This window comes from Vibrio sp. STUT-A11 (assembly GCF_026000435.1).
GTDB lineage: Bacteria > Pseudomonadota > Gammaproteobacteria > Enterobacterales > Vibrionaceae > Vibrio.
Map to the genome: position 1 here is coordinate 1,866,968 of NZ_AP026764.1, position 17,261 is coordinate 1,884,228.

Genomic DNA, 17,261 nt, shown 5'->3' on the forward strand with positions numbered 1-17,261 from the left:
GTTAAGTAAAACTTAGTGAATTGACCACTATTGCTTAATTCACTTTCATCCTGCTTTCTCAAGAACGAAGTATTCTGTCGGGAACAAAGAACACCTAAGGTAGACAAGTATGTCCCAACAATATTTAAGCGTCGAAAACATCTATAAACAGTTCGGCGATTTCACCGCACTCTCTGGTATCAGTCTCTCGGCAAACAGAGGTGAGTTTGTATGCATTCTTGACCCAGCTCTTGCTCACCAATTTGTTCAGGCAGGAGTATAATCATGGATCAACCGATGAGTATCTCAACGCCCACTACAGCAGCAGTAAAGGCAACTCGATTTCGTTTACGTTGGTTCAATGTGAACTTGCTTTTGATAGTAGCCATTCTTGCATTGATGGCACTGGGGTTATTGCTCCCGTTAGGCTCACTATTGATTAAGAGCTTACAAAACCAACAAGGCCATTGGATTGGGCTTTCCAACTATGCCGAATATTTGTCTACACCATCATTGAGTTATTCCGTGCTTAACTCATTGCAGATTGGCGTGATGGTCACCGTTTTAGTGATTTCACTGGCTTTCACTTATGCGTTAGCACTTCAACGTACTTGTATGCCAGGTAAAAAGTTTTTTAAGACCATCGCTTATCTGCCAATACTGACACCATCATTACTGCCAGCGCTGGCGCTCGTCTACTTATTCGGTAAGCAAGGTTACGCAAACTCTCTTCTATTCGGTCACTCAATTTATGGCCCAATCGGGATTGTTTTAGGGCTGACGTTCTGGGGGTTCCCTCACGCGCTAATGCTGATTACCACTGGCCTGCGTAACATTGATGCGCGAATGTATGAATCTGCCCAAGTACTTCGCATCGGCAAAATTAAGACCTTCTTTTTGGTTACTATTGCCAACTCCAAATATGGTTTGATTTCCGCAGCCATCGTAATTTTTACGCTGGTAATTTGCGATTTCGGCGTCGCAAAGATCATTGGTGGTTCGTTTAATGTACTGGCAACCGACATTTATAAACAAGTCGTTGGTCAACAAAACTTTTCGATGGGAGCAGTAACCAGCGCAGTACTTTTACTGCCTGCGGTCGTATCATTCGCCATCGATCAGCGCATCAGAAGTAAACAACAGCAGATGATCTCAACTAACTCGGTCCCTTATCAGCCAAAGCCAAATACATTCCGCGATACGATCGCATTTGTTATTTGTTCGATGATCGCTGTCGCGATTCTGACCGTTTTGGGCACAGCACTTTACGCGTCTTTTGTCTCCTTCTGGCCTTACAACAAAGAGCTTACCTTCACTCACTACAACTTTGAAATGAACTCGGTTTACGGCTGGGCTCCGTTTGTTAATTCACTGAAACTCTCTTTCTGGGTGGCCATCATTGGTACTATAGTCACGTTTGTGGCTGCTTATAATATTGAAAAAGTGAAGACGTTCCCTGTCTTGAGTAAACTGATCCATCTAACCGCCATGTTACCAATGGCAGTTCCGGGAATGGCACTGGGTCTAGGTTATATTTTCTTCTTCAACCAAGGTCAGAACAGTCCGTTACAGCTGATGTATGGCACTATGGCTATCTTGGTGCTCAATACCGTCACGCACTTGTATACCGTTGGTCACTTAACCTCTTTAACTGCACTCAAACAGTTACCGAATGAGATTGAGTCAGTAGCTAAATCTCTGAAAATCAGCACGCTGAAGACCTTTTTTAAGATTACTGTTCCAGTATGCACACCTGCGCTGCTGGATATCTTTATCTATCTTTTCATGAATGCAATGACGACAACTTCCGCCGTCGTATTCTTGTACTCTCCAGATACGATCGTAGCGAGTATATCAGTGCTAAACATGGCCGATACGGGACAAACCGCATCAGCATCGGCAATGGCTGTCATGATAATGCTTGTTGCCGGTGCCATAAAAGGAGCGCACTTAGTTGCGGAAAAGTATCTGCTCAATAAAACACAGCAATGGCGCGCTGGCTGGTTGGGCTAATAAAGAAAACGGCCCAATACATTGAGCCAGTCCGTACAAATTATTTTTTCTCTATACCCGTTCAACTTCAAGATGCAGGTTTTAATATCTGAAAATTATCCGTAATTCTAGATACGAGTGTTCCTGCAACTTCTGGTAGCGTTACATCGAAAAACTCTTTGATGGCTGAAGTAAATTCGGGCTTGGAGGGGAAGTAAATATTATTCCTTACATGCTCATTCATTACCTTCCAAAGACGCTCTATTGGATTTAAATTTGGACTGTAAGGCGGTAAGTAATGAAGCTCGATATTGAGCACCTTTGCCGCATTTTTCACCAATTATGACTGATGATAGGCAGAGCCATCAAGAACTAGGTGAACTTTTTGCTCCAACGGGTAATGCTCCTTTTTGAGCTTCCAGAAGAAGCGAACGATGCTCTCGCTGTTTATTGTGTCATACGTGTCTGTCACCATTTTCAGGCTTAAGTTTTTCAGAGAGAACATAATCACTGAGATGACGAGCAACGGTCGATTCGTGAATACGAAGAGCTTGAGAAATCATTGTCTGACTCCAACCTTCAGACGCAAGTAAAACCGCTTTGATGCGGTCACGCACTCAACCATCACGAGTTGAATCGTACATCTTTTCGAGTTGTTGTCTCTGTTGAGGAGTCAGTATTATTTTCATGGTGCGTAGCATGATCCTGATTTCATCGAAAATCAAGCATCTTCAATGATCACGGGTATAGTCGAATTAGTTTCAACACCAAATCACAATAGGCAGAACTGAGCTAGCGAAGTGATGTAATTTATAGAGCCAGCTCAGAGGTATGCCATTACTGTTGTTCATCCATTATGCGATGACGCTCTTGATGATAAGCTTCTTCGGTATTACCGCGTTTCCAATAAGGGATGGCATACAGACTCTGTTTCTTCAGCTTATACTTATCGGACAGATATTTACGACAGTTAATCACACTACGGTTTTCACCAGCAATAAAGGCGGAAACGCTGCATACTTCTTCGGGCTCTCCCGTCATTTTAATGCCATTGAGCAAAGTCATCGCAGGCTGTTCATCATCAATTTTGAGCCAATTCAATGACACGCCGGTTGGGTGTTTTATTTCATGCACATCATCAAATGAACAGACTTCAATAAATACCGCTCCTTTCGCATATTCAGGTAACTCTTCCAATATTGCACTAATGGCAGCGACAGCGGTTAAATCACCGGCTAAAATATGCCAATCAGACGGTTGAAGTAAGGGGTCAGGGCCACCGGGACCAAGCACACCTAATTGATCCCCTTCCTGGGCGTTAATTGCCCAACCAGAACCTGGGCTCCCTTCGCCATGTGCCACAAAATCAATATCTAATTCATTGGATTCATGATGATACTTTCTGACACTGTAAGCTCTCGGTACTGGTTTGTGTTCAGGATACTCAACACGGTCTTCATAGCGAATAGGCAACTGTAAAATGCCCGATTCCTGATTCGGGAAAAAGACTTTAATGTGCCCTCCATTGCGATTTTCTGGAAAACCAATAAGGTCATCACCGCCAAAAGTAACTCGAATCAAATGCGGCGTAAGGTACTGTTTACGCTTCACAGTCAGTAGTCTGGGTTTAATTGGATAGATGATTTCTTCACTCATAATACTTACTCATATAAAAACAGATTCACTCAAAAACTGATTCGTTTTAAAGCAGGAAAGCTCGGTTCTTGAATGAAGAAACCGAGCTGTGTTTAACTATCTGAAATTGAACCTACATTTGGTAAGTAACATTAAGACCGAATGTTCTGGTTTGACCAACAGAAGCTCTTGAAGCAGAACCATTACTCACGTTGTATTGGTAAATAATATCTTCATCAGTCAGGTTGGTTACATAACCATCGAGAATAAAGTCGCCAATTGAGTATTGAACTCGGGCATCCGCAGTAAAGTAATCCCCTGCTTTATACTCTGAGGTATTATCCAAATCCGAGTAGTATTCGCCCACGTAAGTTACATCAGCACCAAACGAGAAGTTTTGACCAATATACTGAGTAAAGCCCGCAGAAAGATTGGTGTCTGGCGCATTAGGTAGTTCCAAACCACTTTGAGCAGCATCGTCTTTTTCAATTTCGGTTGATACATAACCAGCGCTGGCACGTAGTTGAATGCTGTCGGTAGCCCAAATAGACCCAGCTAACTCAATACCATAAGTCCGTGCATCATCAATGTTCTGAAATCGACTACTAACAATAGCCTGATAATCTGAGTAGTCGTTATAGAAGATGTTGGTTGACACTTCACCGGATTCAAACTCTTTTAGCATTCCTGCTTCATATGCAATAACCGTCTCTTCGTCGAACTCATAATATTCGTAGTTATCCCAATCTAAAGCATGACCACCTGCGTTGTATCCTTTACGAATTGAAGTATTGAAAGTTGTCGTATCATCGTAGTAGTAGATTGCACCTACTTTAGGTAAGAAAATGTTGTTGCTACGATCATCGTCTTCGTTATACGCATCGATAGTGTGTTGGAAATCTTCATTTTCCAAGCGAAGGCCTGCGACAAGCTTAAACGCAGGATTAACGCTATAAGTTGTTTCGCCGTAAATCGCAGACGTGGTTGTTTGCCCGTCAATATTTACACCGGTGCTCATCTGCGTCTTAGTATCAGTTTGAGAGAAGTAAAGCCCTGCAACTGTTGAGAAATCGGAGTTAGGTCTTTGCAGTAATAGTCGGTTTTCTACCGTGACGTTGTCCACTTCAGACACCAAATTAAAGGCAGATGGGTATTGATCAAATTCAACATCCGACTTCAAGTATGCCACATGTAACGAGTTATCAACCCCTTCAGCAAATTGATAATCGATATCAGCAGCGATCGATTGTGCGACAGAGTCTTGCAAACGCGTATTGGAACCTCCCCTCCCAGAAAGTAAAACTAACTTTTGATTCTCTGCGTCGGTCGCCCAGTTGAGAAACTCACCTTCAAACGCCTGACGGTTATAAGTCAATTTCGCACTTAGTTCAGGAATGGATGCTGGCTCCCAAAGCAATTTTAAACGAGCGTTGTAATTTTCTGATTCCTCGACATCTGGGCTATCATCAAGTTCCGTTGTCGTCTGACCATAGTTCATCCAACCATCACCTTTGGTACCGTCAAGTGCCAAACGGAATGCCAGTTCATCCTCGATCAAAGGACCAGAGGTCATAAGCGCAAGGTTACTTTTTACGTTGCCGTTTTCATAAGTTTCTAAGCCAGCACGAAGTTTTGTTTCCCAGTGGTAAGTAGGATCGTTGGTCTGAACGACTAGCGCGCCACCAATAGAGTTGGTGCCTTGATTGGTTGATTGAGGGCCGCGTAGAACTTCAACTTGCTTCACATCCCAAGATTTATTTGGTGTGTAGCCGTATCCTGCCCACGACTGAGCAACGCCATCAACAATGGTAGAGATTCGCGCACGAGAGCCACTGTAGAATGCATAACCTCCTGTAGCGACACCTGTGCCTTCTACGCCTCGAATACTGATAGAGCCGAATCCAGCAGTGACCACGTTAGGCGCTGACGTGGCAATATCGTTAATCGATGTCTTTTCACCGTTTTCTAATTGCTCCTCATCGATAACGGTCACTGCTGTGGTTATGTCCTTCAGGCTTTTGTCCATTCTTTCGCCAGTAACAACGATCGTTTCCATCTTATTTGGTTTCGCTGTTTCATTACATAATGCTGGAGCTGAAGCTACCCCTCCAACAATACCGATAGCTAATGCTATGCTTTGGCTTAAGTGGCTCACCCTTAATGTTTTACAACACTTCATCCTAAATCCTTAAAACTGAGTTACATCATGTTAGACTTCAAAAGAAGAAGGAATAGTAATTATTATCATTTGTATTATCAATAATTTTTTTCTAGTTTATTAGATAAATAAAATATGGTTTCAACTAGTATCGTTGAGAAAATGAGGCTAAGCCGATTTGCCGTATGGGATCACCATGGGCGTTTGTGAAACTGGATCATCTATAATCAGGCAATCTAAGTTGAAGACCTGTTTGATCGTTTGACTAGACACTATCTGTTTAGGTGCGCCTTGAGCCTCGATTTTGCCTTCACTCATTAAGATGATGTGGTCTGCATATCGAAATGCTTGATTTAACTCATGCAGTACTGCCACGATGGTGAAGTTTTTGCGACGGTTCAAATCTCGGCACAATTCGAGTAGATCAATCTGGTGAGCGATATCGAGGTAAGTGGTTGGCTCATCGAGAAACAGAATTGGGGTTTGCTGCGCTAACACCATTGCGATCCAAACTCTTTGCCTTTGACCACCAGATAACTCTTCAATTAGCCTTTCCGCCAAATGTTCCGTATCGGTAAGTTGCATCGCCTCTATAACGGCCTGCTCATCTTCTGGACTCCATTGCTGAAACAGCTTTTGATATGGATAGCGCCCTCGAGAAACAAGATCCTTTACTTGAATGCCATCTGGCGCGTGAACTCGTTGTGGAAGAAGACCAATCTGCTTAGCCAAGAGTTTAGGGTGCAGCGAATAAATATCCGAGCCATCGAGCTCTACGCGTCCTATATCCGGTTTTTGCAGTCGACACAGCATTCGTAGCAACGTGGATTTGCCACAGCCATTGGGTCCAATAATAACGGTAAATTTATTGTCTGGGACACTCACATCCAAAGATGAGAATATACGCGCGGACTCATAGCTCAGGCTCATATCTGAACCTGACAAGCGGCTATAAGCTTTCTGATCTTCGGGATTTACGCCCACATTTATGTTCTGTTTACTGTTCATAATCTTAACAAATTAAAAGCTCTTACTGCGCGTGAGCAACCAAAGCAAATACGCGCCACCAACAAGACTGGTTAATTGCCCTATTGGTAAATTGAATCCAAACGGTTTGGTTTGAGAAACCATATCGGCAACCAGAAGTAACCCTCCTCCCATTACCGCAGAAGCTGCTACGGGAATATGACCAACGCGTAAAATTCGGATAACCAGTTGCGGCGCCGCCAACGCAATAAAACCTATCGGCCCTGCTGCTGCTGTAGCTAATGCCGCTAATGCCACAGAAAGAAACGTCATTACCAGTCGCTCTCTTTCGACTGAAACTCCGATCTGGGCCGCCATATCGTCCCCCATTTCCAAAAGGTGTAAGGTTCTTGCTTTATAGATAACAATGGGAACAATAAACAGCACGCCAACCATAACGGGGATCGCGTGGCTCCAGTTTCTGGCATTTAAAGAACCCGCCAGCCATAAATTGGCAATAATCGCCTGATCTAAATTACCTTTCACCAGCATTAAGCCATTTAACGCATTGAGAATAGAGCCGATACCGATACCAATCAAAATGAGACGATATCCGCCGACAACACTATGTTTTTTCGCTAAAAAATAAACAATAACCGCAGTCACTATACCGCCTAATACTGCGGATAACATGACGGTTTGAGTCGAACTTTGAAAGATAATAATCTGGATAAGAGCACCACTTGCCGCACCGGTAGTGAAGCCAATAATATCCGGCGAACCTAACGCATTTTTAGACACTGACTGGAACACAGCCCCCGAAACCCCAAGAGCAATACCGACAAATAAAGCAGTAACAACCCTCGGCATGCGAATGTTCCATACAATTCTCTCAGCGATAGGTTCATTACTCTGGCCGGCCAGAACGGTGAAAAGCTTTTCAAAGGTGAGTGGATAAGAGCCAACCGTTAACAAATACAAGCCCATCAGTTCCAATGCAATCAGAGCAGATCCAACAAATAACCACTCTTTACGCGAATAACGAATCGTCACACCTTTAAGTTGAATCAATTGGTCACTTAATACCGTGGAACGCATAACTTTACTCATAATTCTGTTATCCTCCACCTTCTAACCAATACGACGAATATCGGACCACCAAGCAGTGCCGTCATAATACCCACACTGATTTCATCTGGAGAAACAAGGATTTTACCGACAGTATCTGCGATAGAAATAAGCAGTGCTGAAATCACCATGGAATATGGCAACAACCATTTATGCTCCGAACCCACAAAAAAACGAGCGATATGTGGCGCAGTCAAACCAATAAAATTCAACGGCCCAACCGCAGCCGTAGCCGTTCCGGCTAAGACGGTAATCGCGATAGATGCACGCAACCAAACACTGGTTTGATTAACGCCTAGCGATTGGCTGACTTCTCGCCCTAAAGAGACCGTATTCAATTCTTTAGCTAAGAACAGGGTGTATATAAGACCAATGAATACCACCGCTGAAATAGGATACAGCACACCAAAGCCACGACCTTGCAAAGAGCCTACCGCCCAATGGCGAAACTGATTAAATGCTTCTTCTTGACTATTAACGGTAATAATTTGGGTGAGCGAAAGCAGTATCACAGAGAGTGCAATACCAGAGAGTACGACCTTAACCGGATTGACTCCTCGGCTCAGACCAGCAAGAGAATAGATAACCGCACCAGCAATCGCGGCACCCACAATGCTGAACCACATGTAGTGATGAATTTCGGTTAGCCCAAACACTGCGATCGCAGTGACGACCGCAAATGTCGCGCCAGAATTAACACCGAGCAAGCCGGGTTCAGCCAAAGGGTTACGAGTAAGCGTTTGCATCAACACACCAGCAGCACCAATAGCTAAGCCAACAACAATCGCTAACATCGCTCGAGGTAGTCGTAGGTGATGCACGATTAAGTGTTCACTATCAGCAGAAGAATAGTTTGTTAATGCTTGCCAGGTTACCTCTGGTGCGATTTCTCTGGAGCCAAAAAATATTCCAATAAATGCACACGATAGAGCAACTGCAAACAACAAAAACAACCCTAAGTAATAGGTCGACGCTTTGTGATTATTTAACACCGCCATTGAATTTATTTAGCCATACCAAAGTGCCGTTTCATCAATTCGACAATTTCCATACTGCTGTAATAATCAATACGGAACGAATTCAGCCCAAGCGGATAAACTTGTTTTTTCTGCACCGATGGCAAATTCACCAGTACAGGGTCGTTCATCACTGTCTGAGCCTTACTATCGTCAGCAACAATCACAAACGTCATAGGTGCTTTTAACATGGTAAGCGTTTCATAGTGAGCACGTACAAAGTCACTGCGCTTATCACTAAATGTTTCCCATTCACTTTTAGCGCCCTCAATCTCAAACCCAAGAGAATGTAACAACTCGCTGTGTGGGCCTGTCTCCTTAGCAATGACATTGGCAATACCCGGACCATTGTAGGCAATGATGTTTGCACGGGTATCTGGCAAATTCAGTTTTACATTTTTTAAATAGTCATTAAATTGCGCAATTTTTTGCTCAACAAAATCTTCTCTGCCAGTCGCAAAACCCAATTTAACCGCCAATTCCTGCCAAGTCTGCGCGCCGTAATCGACGATAATCACTGGAGCAATGAGTTTTAATTCTGGGACTAGATCCATTACCGAGTCACCACCCGTTGCTGCAACGACAATCAAATCTGGCATTACTGCATAGGCCATTTCGGTATCGACACTGCCGACCGCCCAAAGCTGCTCAATATTTCTTTGTTTGGCAATATCTGCCCACTGAGCAAAAAATTTCCCATCACCAGCCGTTGAACTCGCAACAACAGGTGCATCAATGGCGACTAGAGTCCCTGTCACTGTTGTGGTCGTAGAGAGGATTTTTTGTGGTTTGCGGGGAATTTGCGTGGTACTGCCATCCGCATTAATAAAGGTTCTTGGCCACTGACTTTCACTTACCGCTGCTGCAAGTGACGTTGATATTGAAAATACAGACATCATTAAAAAAATGATAATACGTCTCATAAAGATTACCATTAGCAAAAATTTCAAGTATCCTACCACAAATTTTCTGGAGATAAACACTCGGTATTATCTGAAAGTGGCAATTCTGAGAGGTGTGAGTGAAACTGAATACGTTGATTAAACAAACTAAACTCGATCAATTTTCGATCGGTAGCGTTCAATGGTGGAATGAAGTTACGTCGATGGGTACCCCGATTCAAGTGCCACTTAGCACTGATCAAACGCAGCTTATTTTTCTGTGGCGAGAAGAAGAAAGTAAGCCCAAACACCAAGCAATCTATCTGGATATTAACGGTGTAATTAATCATCACGATTTTAATGCCGCTGAGTTAAACCGTTATCAAGATACTGATGTTTATTACTATGTCTGCAATGTGGAAAATAGCTGGAATGGTACCTACGCATTGATCCCAGTCCCACAAGAGGCAGTGCAACCCACTTATCACGGAGACAAACAACAACAGATCACCCAACACAGAAACTGGATCATGAAAAGGCGCGCCAACCACATCGCGGACCCTCTCAATAAACAAAACCTGCCCCTAACAAAATGGGGTAAAATGCATTCACGTATTTACCTTGACTCTAGCGTTATCCACCCCAGCTGGGAAGACTACGACCAAAGTCACTTTGCACTGGATGAGATGCCTGAATGTCAAGTGCATAATTATGAGAGCGAGCTTCTTAAGCAAAATCGACGATTCTGGACCTATTCTACCGCGAACCAATCTACTCAGGCGCTGCCATTGGTCATCGTTCTAGATGGTGAATTCTGGGTCGAGTCAATGCCGATAATGCGTCCTCTCGAGTATTGCACCCAGAAAAATCTCCTCCCACCAGCCATCTATGTGATGATTGATGCTATTTCCTTCCGACAAAGAGCGGAGGACCTCACCTGCAACCCGACTTTCTGGCAAGCCGTGGTAGAAGAGATCATTCCTCAAGTTAATGAGCAATACTGCATCACAACCGATAGCAGTAAAACCGTCGTGGCCGGACAAAGTTACGGCGGATTATCGGCACTTTATGCCGTACTCAATTGGCCAAATAGATTCGGCAATGCGATATCCCAGTCTGGATCGTTTTGGTGGCCAAAACATGCGTTAATACATAACTCCCATGAAGAAGGTATTACCCAATCGCTGCCGGAAACGCTCCATATCGACCGTGACATAGACTCACTCAGTGAAATGCACAAGCTGAATGTGTATATGGAAGTTGGACAGCGGGAGCAAATGATGATTCCACTGGCAGAACATGTTTGCGACAAACTGTTGGCAGCTAATCACAAGGTAACCATGCAGTTATATGATGGCGGACACGATCGGTTGATCTGGCGAGAAGGGTTAATTAAAGGTCTCATTTGGTTGTTTAATGAGACCGATTAAAACCAAATGTCCCTAGCCTCAGCCTCAGCCTCAAGCCTTAGGGTGCCGACAAAAAATTTGTGGATAAGGGGATAGCTCAAAGCAGCCACTTAAAGCGGCTGCTTTAGCCTTCACTATACGTTCGTAACTAGCGTCAAAGAGTCCGATATTTTTTCGTTGTTAAGTTGCTCAGGTGAGAAAGGAATCACACTCAGCATCTTATTTGAAAACATTTTCAATTGATTCACTCGACCTTCTGAATCAACGCCATCTCGCTGCCCGTGACTGAGCAAGCCTTTCACAACTAGCTCACCATTCACCCATTGAGTCAGCTGAACATAAGCCGTCCCGAACAGAATATGGGGAAAGCCTCCCTTTTCAAGTGGTGCTGGCATTTCACCATTTAGAATCCCCTCTAAATAAGATCCGCCATGCAGAGGGATTTTCATTCCGTTCACCGTTTGACTGAGAACACTTCCCCAAGCTTGGTTAAGTTCAAATCCAAGTTGCTGCAATTCATAGACTGATTCTTCCAGCACCTGATGAATTTTCTCTACACTAGTGGCAGTAAGATCGAGTTGAGTGCCAAGTTCTGGATTACCACAAATTGGTACATTCAGTACACCAAGTTCGACCACTTTACTCCAGAAAATATGAAACAGCAGCGCGCCCTGGCTTTCAGAGTTATTCTTTCTGTCCCACTGGGTTAAAACATTTAATGCATCCTGAACCGATGCTGATGAAGAAGTTTGCAACTGCGCCACAATGTCAGGCAGGAAGGTTTCAGCCGCGTAATTACGATTATCAAACATTACTTGCAGCGCATTCTCTGGTGTAATAGCAGGCTCTTCACACAGCTCTCTCATGCGGGTTGCAGACATCACTAACCTTGGGTCATACCTTAGCCGCGCAGCGATAAGTTTAGAGGCTTGATGCTCAGGCTTGTGCTGACCGAATACAGAAGGAAAATCAGGCTGGCAGACGCCATACTCGGTATATTTATAACTGTTGTTCGTGTTTTGAATAATGCCACGAGAGATGATATTTGGATAAAACGATGCAGGTGCTGTTAGCGGGCGATGATTTTCGTCTCTGAATGAACAAGCACTACGGGTACCATCAAGGACATTAAACGCGACCTTTTCATCACCGATGTGGCACTGTGCCATTTGCTCATCGGTAACCGGAGGAATGTTACCAGCCATAGCATAGGCCGCATCGCCATGTTTGTCCGCAACGACTAACTGGCACAAAACTCCGCGATTAGACTCAATAGCATGTACAAACTCTCGAGTAGAGGTCGTTTTCGCCGCTGCTAAAAACTGATTTAAGCCACGAGCATTGCGTTCACCCGGATTCGTAATCGCATACCAACCTTCCGGTTTCCCCGGCTTTTCAGGCAATTTGAATAAAATCCCCAGTTCAGAATTCAGAAATTGATAACGACGAGTTTCAATCTCACCATTATCTTCAAGTACTTCAATATCGACAGCTTTAACAGCGAGAGATTTTTGTTGCCCATCCATTAAATAAGTGGGGTTGTGCTCCGACTCTTCAACCTTCATCAATTGTAAAACGTAAGAAGTGACCGTTGCGGCATCCAAAATAGACCAAGACACATCAGCGTTGTAGCCTGTCATAGGAAGCGGGAAACCCAGAAACGATGTACCTGCCACATCGAGTTCGCCAGGAATAGTGAGATGGTATTGATGCATGTAAATACGCTGTTGGTGTGGTGTTCTACTCCAAGCTGAATGAGGGTTTCCAAGCAACATCGCGCCTTCTCCCTCAATAACGTCACCACCAAAGGCCCATGCATTACTACCAAAGCCACCTTCGACAACAACCTCTTGCCTATGACAAGATTCATCAGCAAGCGTGAGGTCTGATTTCCACACGCCAGAAGAGTCAACGAGATGTGGACCAATTTCTATCAGTTCCTTCATAATACCAAAGCGCATTGCTGAACGTACCACATCTTCTGGCTCAAAGGTTATCAAAGGTTCGACGTTATTTCGTTCACGCCATTCTGCTTCAGTCAAAGATTGAACAAAGTAGTTAAGACCGTTCACATACCCACAAATATAATCTCGCGTATCGTCATTTAGATGCGCCAATTCTTCATTTACCCATTCGCTAGGCATACGCAAACGAAACATTAAATCTGAGTTCAGGTTCGTTGTTTTTAGAAAACCAATAGTAGAGAACTGCTCTGCACCGTAGTACTTTGACCTTTCACCCCGTAATACAATGGCTTGCGCAGATATTTCCGCTAAACGATCACGCGCATGTACATAGCCATATCCGAACCCTAACGATTCATAATCTTGGGCCTCAATATGGGGGACATCATTCTCCGTCCAACGAATTTTCACCTTATTTAAGTCATTGCCTTGCATATTCTTACCGCCTATTTTTTGTAACCGCAACCAACGTGCAGACGTATCCGGACCACCCACTTGTCTACAAATACACACTGCAATCAGCCCTTTCCCATAATAATGAGAATGCTTTTCATTATTACACAAGTGTTGTATTAAAGGCGAGCGGAACGAGGGCTAAGCGATGGGGATGGTTTTCGTTGTTAAGCTAAGAATTCAATCCGCACGAACCTGTAATTAATGGCTTAAAGAACACAGTACACTTTTTGATTGTGCTTATTTTAGTAAGCAGGAAATGCTATATAACTTTACAAATGAATTTTAGAAAACACTGGCATAAGAAAAAATATGTCAAACGATGGTTAGTAATGTGAATCGCCAACCTGTTGAAGCATCCTACTTAACGCCTTGCCTTTTCTATATCTAACAAGGTCCTTTTGCGCTCAAGGCCCCAACGATACCCGCCCAAAGAACCATCACTTCGCAATACGCGGTGGCAGGGGATCAGAATCCCTATTGGGTTTTTTCCACACGCGGTTCCTACAGCGCGAACTGCTTTGGGGCTACCGATACACTCTGCAACTTCCCCATAACTCATCACGTCACCTTCTTTGATACTTAGAAGAAACTGCCACACCTTGATTTGGAATGCCGTTCCTCTGATATCAAGTGGCACATCAGGTCTAGGAGAGCCCTGACGAATATGCTTAGCTAGAGCCACCATCCAGTTATCCAACTCTGGTGCGTTTTGTGCCGCAGAAAGCACAAGTTGAGCATGAGGAAATTCATCAGCTAGCAAAGTTAACAAAGTGCTTTGGTCATCACCAAATTGTACTGAACATACCCCTTTGTCTGTGGCAGCCATTATCATGTACCCCAGAGGCGTCTCTCGACACGCATAATGGATTATTTCACCTTTACCTCCAGCCCTGTACGCTTTAGGTGTCATACCTATATTTCGGTTTGCCTCACCATATATCCGACTTATTGAGCCATAACCTGATGAATAAATAGCATCAGTGACACCTTCTCCTTCTTTTAACGAACGCTTAAACTTTCGTAGGCGCGCTGCATCCTGATAATGCTTAGGTGACACACCAAACATTTCTTTAAATGTGCGTTGTAATCGTGAAGGTGAAAGCCCAGCAATATTGCCTAACTGGCTTAGCGTCATTTTGTCTTCAGCATGAGTTTCTATATAACGAGCCACATAGATGAGCTTATGGGTACGCTCATCCTGCCCTGCTGGATTACAACGCTTGCAAGGACGAAAACCTGCTTGCATTGCCGATTCGATATCAAAGAAAAATCTCAGGTTTTCTGGATTTGCGGCTTTCGTTGAACAGGAAGGTAAACAAAACACCCCCGTAGTGATAACACCATAATAAAACCGTCCGTCGAAAGAGCCATCTTTCTCCACGACAGCATTTCTCATTTCATTTTCAGTTAACTTTGACATAGCTACACATACTGTTTAGCGGGTTTAATTGCTATCTCATCACACCAAGCTTGAAGAAACCATCCGATTCTTGCTGATTAATTTTATTAGTGCCCTACTTTGAATATGGCGCAATTTTCAGATGTTTTAAGTTTATCGCTGTCACTAGTATGAACTTAAAGATGAATAACACGGATTAACTCGACTATGACACCAACCATTAATTACTCTATGAACACAAAAGTATGGGCTATGCTCATTTTGCTCTCCATTTTATGGGGCGGATCTTTCTTTTTTGTGGGTGTAGCGGTCAATAACCTTCCTCCATTAACCATAGTAACGCTTCGAGTTGGAATCGCCGCGTTTACGCTGTGGGGGATAGCGATAATAGGACTTGCTGTTGCTTCCACAGCGATAGCTTATGTTCTCTATTTCAGAATTCTTGAACTGGCTGGAGCAACAAACGTACTGCTGGTCACACTACTTGTACCAGTCTCTGCAGTTCTGCTAGGCTCATTATTCCTGAATGAATCTCTGGAAATGATTCATTTTGGGAATGGCGTTAATAGCATTCGGGCTGTCCGCCATTGACGGTCGTCTATGGCGTCGAATGAAATCAGCCTTTGCTTAGCCAAGAACAATTATCGAGAGTGCTCTTAGTCTAGTGGAACAACTACATTCGCTTGAGTGGTTTCACTACAGAATCTAATCCTTCGATTTTCAAGGCTAGACTAAGCGTGAGTAAATCTCCCAGCTCGCCGTTTGGCCAGCCTTTTTTATCGAGCCATAAAAAACAAATTCCTACAGGAGTTTCAGTTATTGCAGTGAAAATCTACATCGTAACGCAGAAATGGACATTTTCGTGTTAGGACTTTTGCACTAATGAAAGCACTTGAGATTACCAAAAGTATGGAAAAGTTCTAAACCTGTGGCCAGTTTTACTTGACCATATATGGACGCCTCAGCTTTTACAACACTTTTGAATGATTGGTTCACTACCATATATTCGGCGTCGTTATAGACTCTTTCGCCTGCGCCTTGATGTAAATCCGAAACCTATTGCCTAATCACTACATCGGCATTTAATGCCTTGGTCAACTCAGGTTACAATAGGTACGGTTAACCGTTTGTTCATCAGTGTATGTAAACTTTCTTGAGGTTATTATGCAAAGGCTTTGTTTACGTCAAAGTCATGGCTTCCTGTTAATATTTTCCATGCTATACGAGCTAGTTTATTCGCAAGTGCGACCACAGCTTTATGTTTACCTTGTCTGACAGCTAAAGCGTTGAACCATTGCCCAAGTTTATCTTGCCGTTTGTTGGCAAAACGCCCTACAGCTCTCGCGCCATGAATAAGTAACACACGCAGATCGGCGCTGCCATTTTTTGTGATGCTCCCTAAGCGGATTTTACTACCAGAACTAGATTGAGTTGGTACCAGTCCGCACCATGCAGATAACTGCCTGCCATTTTTGAATTGTAGACCTGAACCTATCTCACTAATAAAGCTCGCTGTTACTAATGGCCCAAATCCAGGAATTGAAAGCAGTGCTTCGTAGCGAGGTTGATTTTGACAAAGAGCTTTAATATCACGCTCGATTTGCTCTATTCGATAATTTAAAGCGCATAAATCATCATATAGAGATTTAAGAAGGCTACGGAGAGTATACGAAAGATCGTTGCTTCCATCTTCTAAAGCATCTATCAGGGACGCTTGAAGTTTTATTCTTCCGGCACTAAAAATAACGCCAGATTCACCTGCTAAACTGCGAATTTGGTTTACTGTCGCCGTTCTGTTTTGGACTAAGCGGGCCCGAACACAGCGTAATGATTTAATATCTTGTTGATCTACCGTTTTTATTGGCACTTTATGGATATTAGGTCGAAAAGCTGCTTCACATATAGCAAGAGCATCATTCGCATCGTTCTTTTGGCTTGAGACAAATGGCTTAACATGTTGGGCTGGAATTAGCTGAACATCGAAGCCTAACTCTTTGAACTTCCTCCCCCAATAGTGAGAGGTCCCACATGCTTCCATTGCAATTAAAGTTCCTTGAGGAAATTGCCTTACTTTATCGAGTAGCTTATTGCGTCTAACTTTTTGATTACTCTTAATTGAATGATCTACAAGACAAACACAGACCTGAAATACATTTTTGGCTAAATCAATTCCAACAACTTTTATATCCATAATGGCAGCCCTTTAGGTTTACTATCAGCATCAAGTTTGGCAGATACCGCGAAACTTGAGTGCTGAGGCGTCCATCACATCACTACA

At 43.5% G+C, this 17,261-nt stretch carries 12 protein-coding genes and 3 pseudogenes; 4 read left to right on the forward strand and 11 right to left on the reverse strand.

Translation table 11 applies throughout. The features are described 5' to 3' along the window. Window positions 1-109: 109 nt before the first annotated feature. Both OO774_RS23930 and OO774_RS23935 read left to right on the forward strand, forming a co-directional pair. Window positions 110-234, forward strand: a pseudogene (locus tag OO774_RS23930) (putative 2-aminoethylphosphonate ABC transporter ATP-binding protein); the annotation flags it as partial. 30 nt (window positions 235-264) lie between these two features. Beyond that, window positions 265-1,992, forward strand: a complete 1,728-nt coding sequence (locus tag OO774_RS23935; protein WP_264908705.1) for a putative 2-aminoethylphosphonate ABC transporter permease subunit — start codon at window positions 265-267, stop codon at window positions 1,990-1,992. 67 nt (window positions 1,993-2,059) lie between these two features. Here the strand turns inward: OO774_RS23935 and OO774_RS23940 are convergent. The 7 genes and pseudogenes from OO774_RS23940 to fepB all read right to left on the reverse strand — a co-directional run bounded on the left by OO774_RS23940 (window position 2,060) and on the right by fepB (window position 9,797). Continuing rightward, window positions 2,060-2,534 (reverse strand): annotated as a pseudogene (locus tag OO774_RS23940) (IS630 family transposase). A 274-nt stretch (window positions 2,535-2,808) separates the two neighbouring features. After that, entirely contained in the window at window positions 2,809-3,627 is an 819-nt protein-coding gene (locus OO774_RS23945; RefSeq protein WP_264907312.1) for a siderophore-interacting protein, read from the reverse strand. A 112-nt stretch (window positions 3,628-3,739) separates the two neighbouring features. Continuing rightward, complete coding sequence (locus tag OO774_RS23950) at window positions 3,740-5,785, reverse strand: TonB-dependent receptor (RefSeq protein WP_264907313.1); 2,046 nt, start codon at window positions 5,783-5,785, stop codon at window positions 3,740-3,742. A gap of 147 nt (window positions 5,786-5,932) precedes the next feature. Continuing rightward, entirely contained in the window at window positions 5,933-6,694 is a 762-nt protein-coding gene (locus tag OO774_RS23955) for an ABC transporter ATP-binding protein (RefSeq protein ID WP_264908706.1), read from the reverse strand. Window positions 6,695-6,784: 90 nt separating this feature from the next. Next, window positions 6,785-7,840: an iron chelate uptake ABC transporter family permease subunit gene (locus OO774_RS23960; RefSeq protein ID WP_264907314.1), complete on the reverse strand. Its 1,056-nt coding sequence runs from the start codon at window positions 7,838-7,840 to the stop codon at window positions 6,785-6,787. Next, the gene (locus tag OO774_RS23965; protein ID WP_264907315.1) at window positions 7,837-8,856 is read right to left on the reverse strand and encodes an iron ABC transporter permease; all 1,020 of its coding nucleotides are present in this window, start codon (window positions 8,854-8,856) and stop codon (window positions 7,837-7,839) included. Before OO774_RS23965 ends, OO774_RS23960 begins: the two co-directional genes overlap by 4 nt. A 5-nt stretch (window positions 8,857-8,861) precedes the next feature. After that, window positions 8,862-9,797 (reverse strand): Fe2+-enterobactin ABC transporter substrate-binding protein, encoded by a 936-nt coding sequence (gene fepB / locus OO774_RS23970; RefSeq protein ID WP_264907316.1) that lies wholly within the window; start codon window positions 9,795-9,797, stop codon window positions 8,862-8,864. Between the two features lie 98 nt (window positions 9,798-9,895). Between fepB and fes the strand changes: the two genes are divergently transcribed. Then, the gene (fes, locus tag OO774_RS23975) at window positions 9,896-11,185 is read left to right on the forward strand and encodes an enterochelin esterase (RefSeq protein WP_264907317.1); all 1,290 of its coding nucleotides are present in this window, start codon (window positions 9,896-9,898) and stop codon (window positions 11,183-11,185) included. A 113-nt stretch (window positions 11,186-11,298) separates the two neighbouring features. Here fes and OO774_RS23980 read toward each other — a convergent pair whose 3' ends face one another. Together OO774_RS23980 and OO774_RS23985 are read right to left on the reverse strand one after the other, a co-directional pair. Next, a complete protein-coding gene (locus OO774_RS23980) occupies window positions 11,299-13,641 on the reverse strand; it encodes a penicillin acylase family protein (RefSeq protein WP_264907318.1) in 2,343 nt (780 codons plus the stop codon). 304 nt (window positions 13,642-13,945) lie between these two features. Beyond that, entirely contained in the window at window positions 13,946-15,004 is a 1,059-nt protein-coding gene (locus OO774_RS23985) for a methylated-DNA--[protein]-cysteine S-methyltransferase (RefSeq protein ID WP_264907319.1), read from the reverse strand. A 186-nt stretch (window positions 15,005-15,190) separates the two neighbouring features. Here OO774_RS23985 and OO774_RS23990 point away from each other — a divergent pair, with 186 nt between their 5' ends. Continuing rightward, window positions 15,191-15,574, forward strand: a complete 384-nt coding sequence (locus OO774_RS23990) for an EamA family transporter (protein WP_264907320.1) — start codon at window positions 15,191-15,193, stop codon at window positions 15,572-15,574. 82 nt (window positions 15,575-15,656) lie between these two features. Here the strand turns inward: OO774_RS23990 and OO774_RS23995 are convergent. Both OO774_RS23995 and OO774_RS24000 read right to left on the reverse strand, forming a co-directional pair. Continuing rightward, a pseudogene (locus OO774_RS23995) lies at window positions 15,657-15,773 on the reverse strand (DUF3820 family protein); the annotation flags it as partial. 372 nt (window positions 15,774-16,145) lie between these two features. Next, window positions 16,146-17,174 (reverse strand): IS110 family transposase, encoded by a 1,029-nt coding sequence (locus OO774_RS24000; protein WP_264905110.1) that lies wholly within the window; start codon window positions 17,172-17,174, stop codon window positions 16,146-16,148. Between the last annotated feature and the right edge of the window lie 87 nt (window positions 17,175-17,261).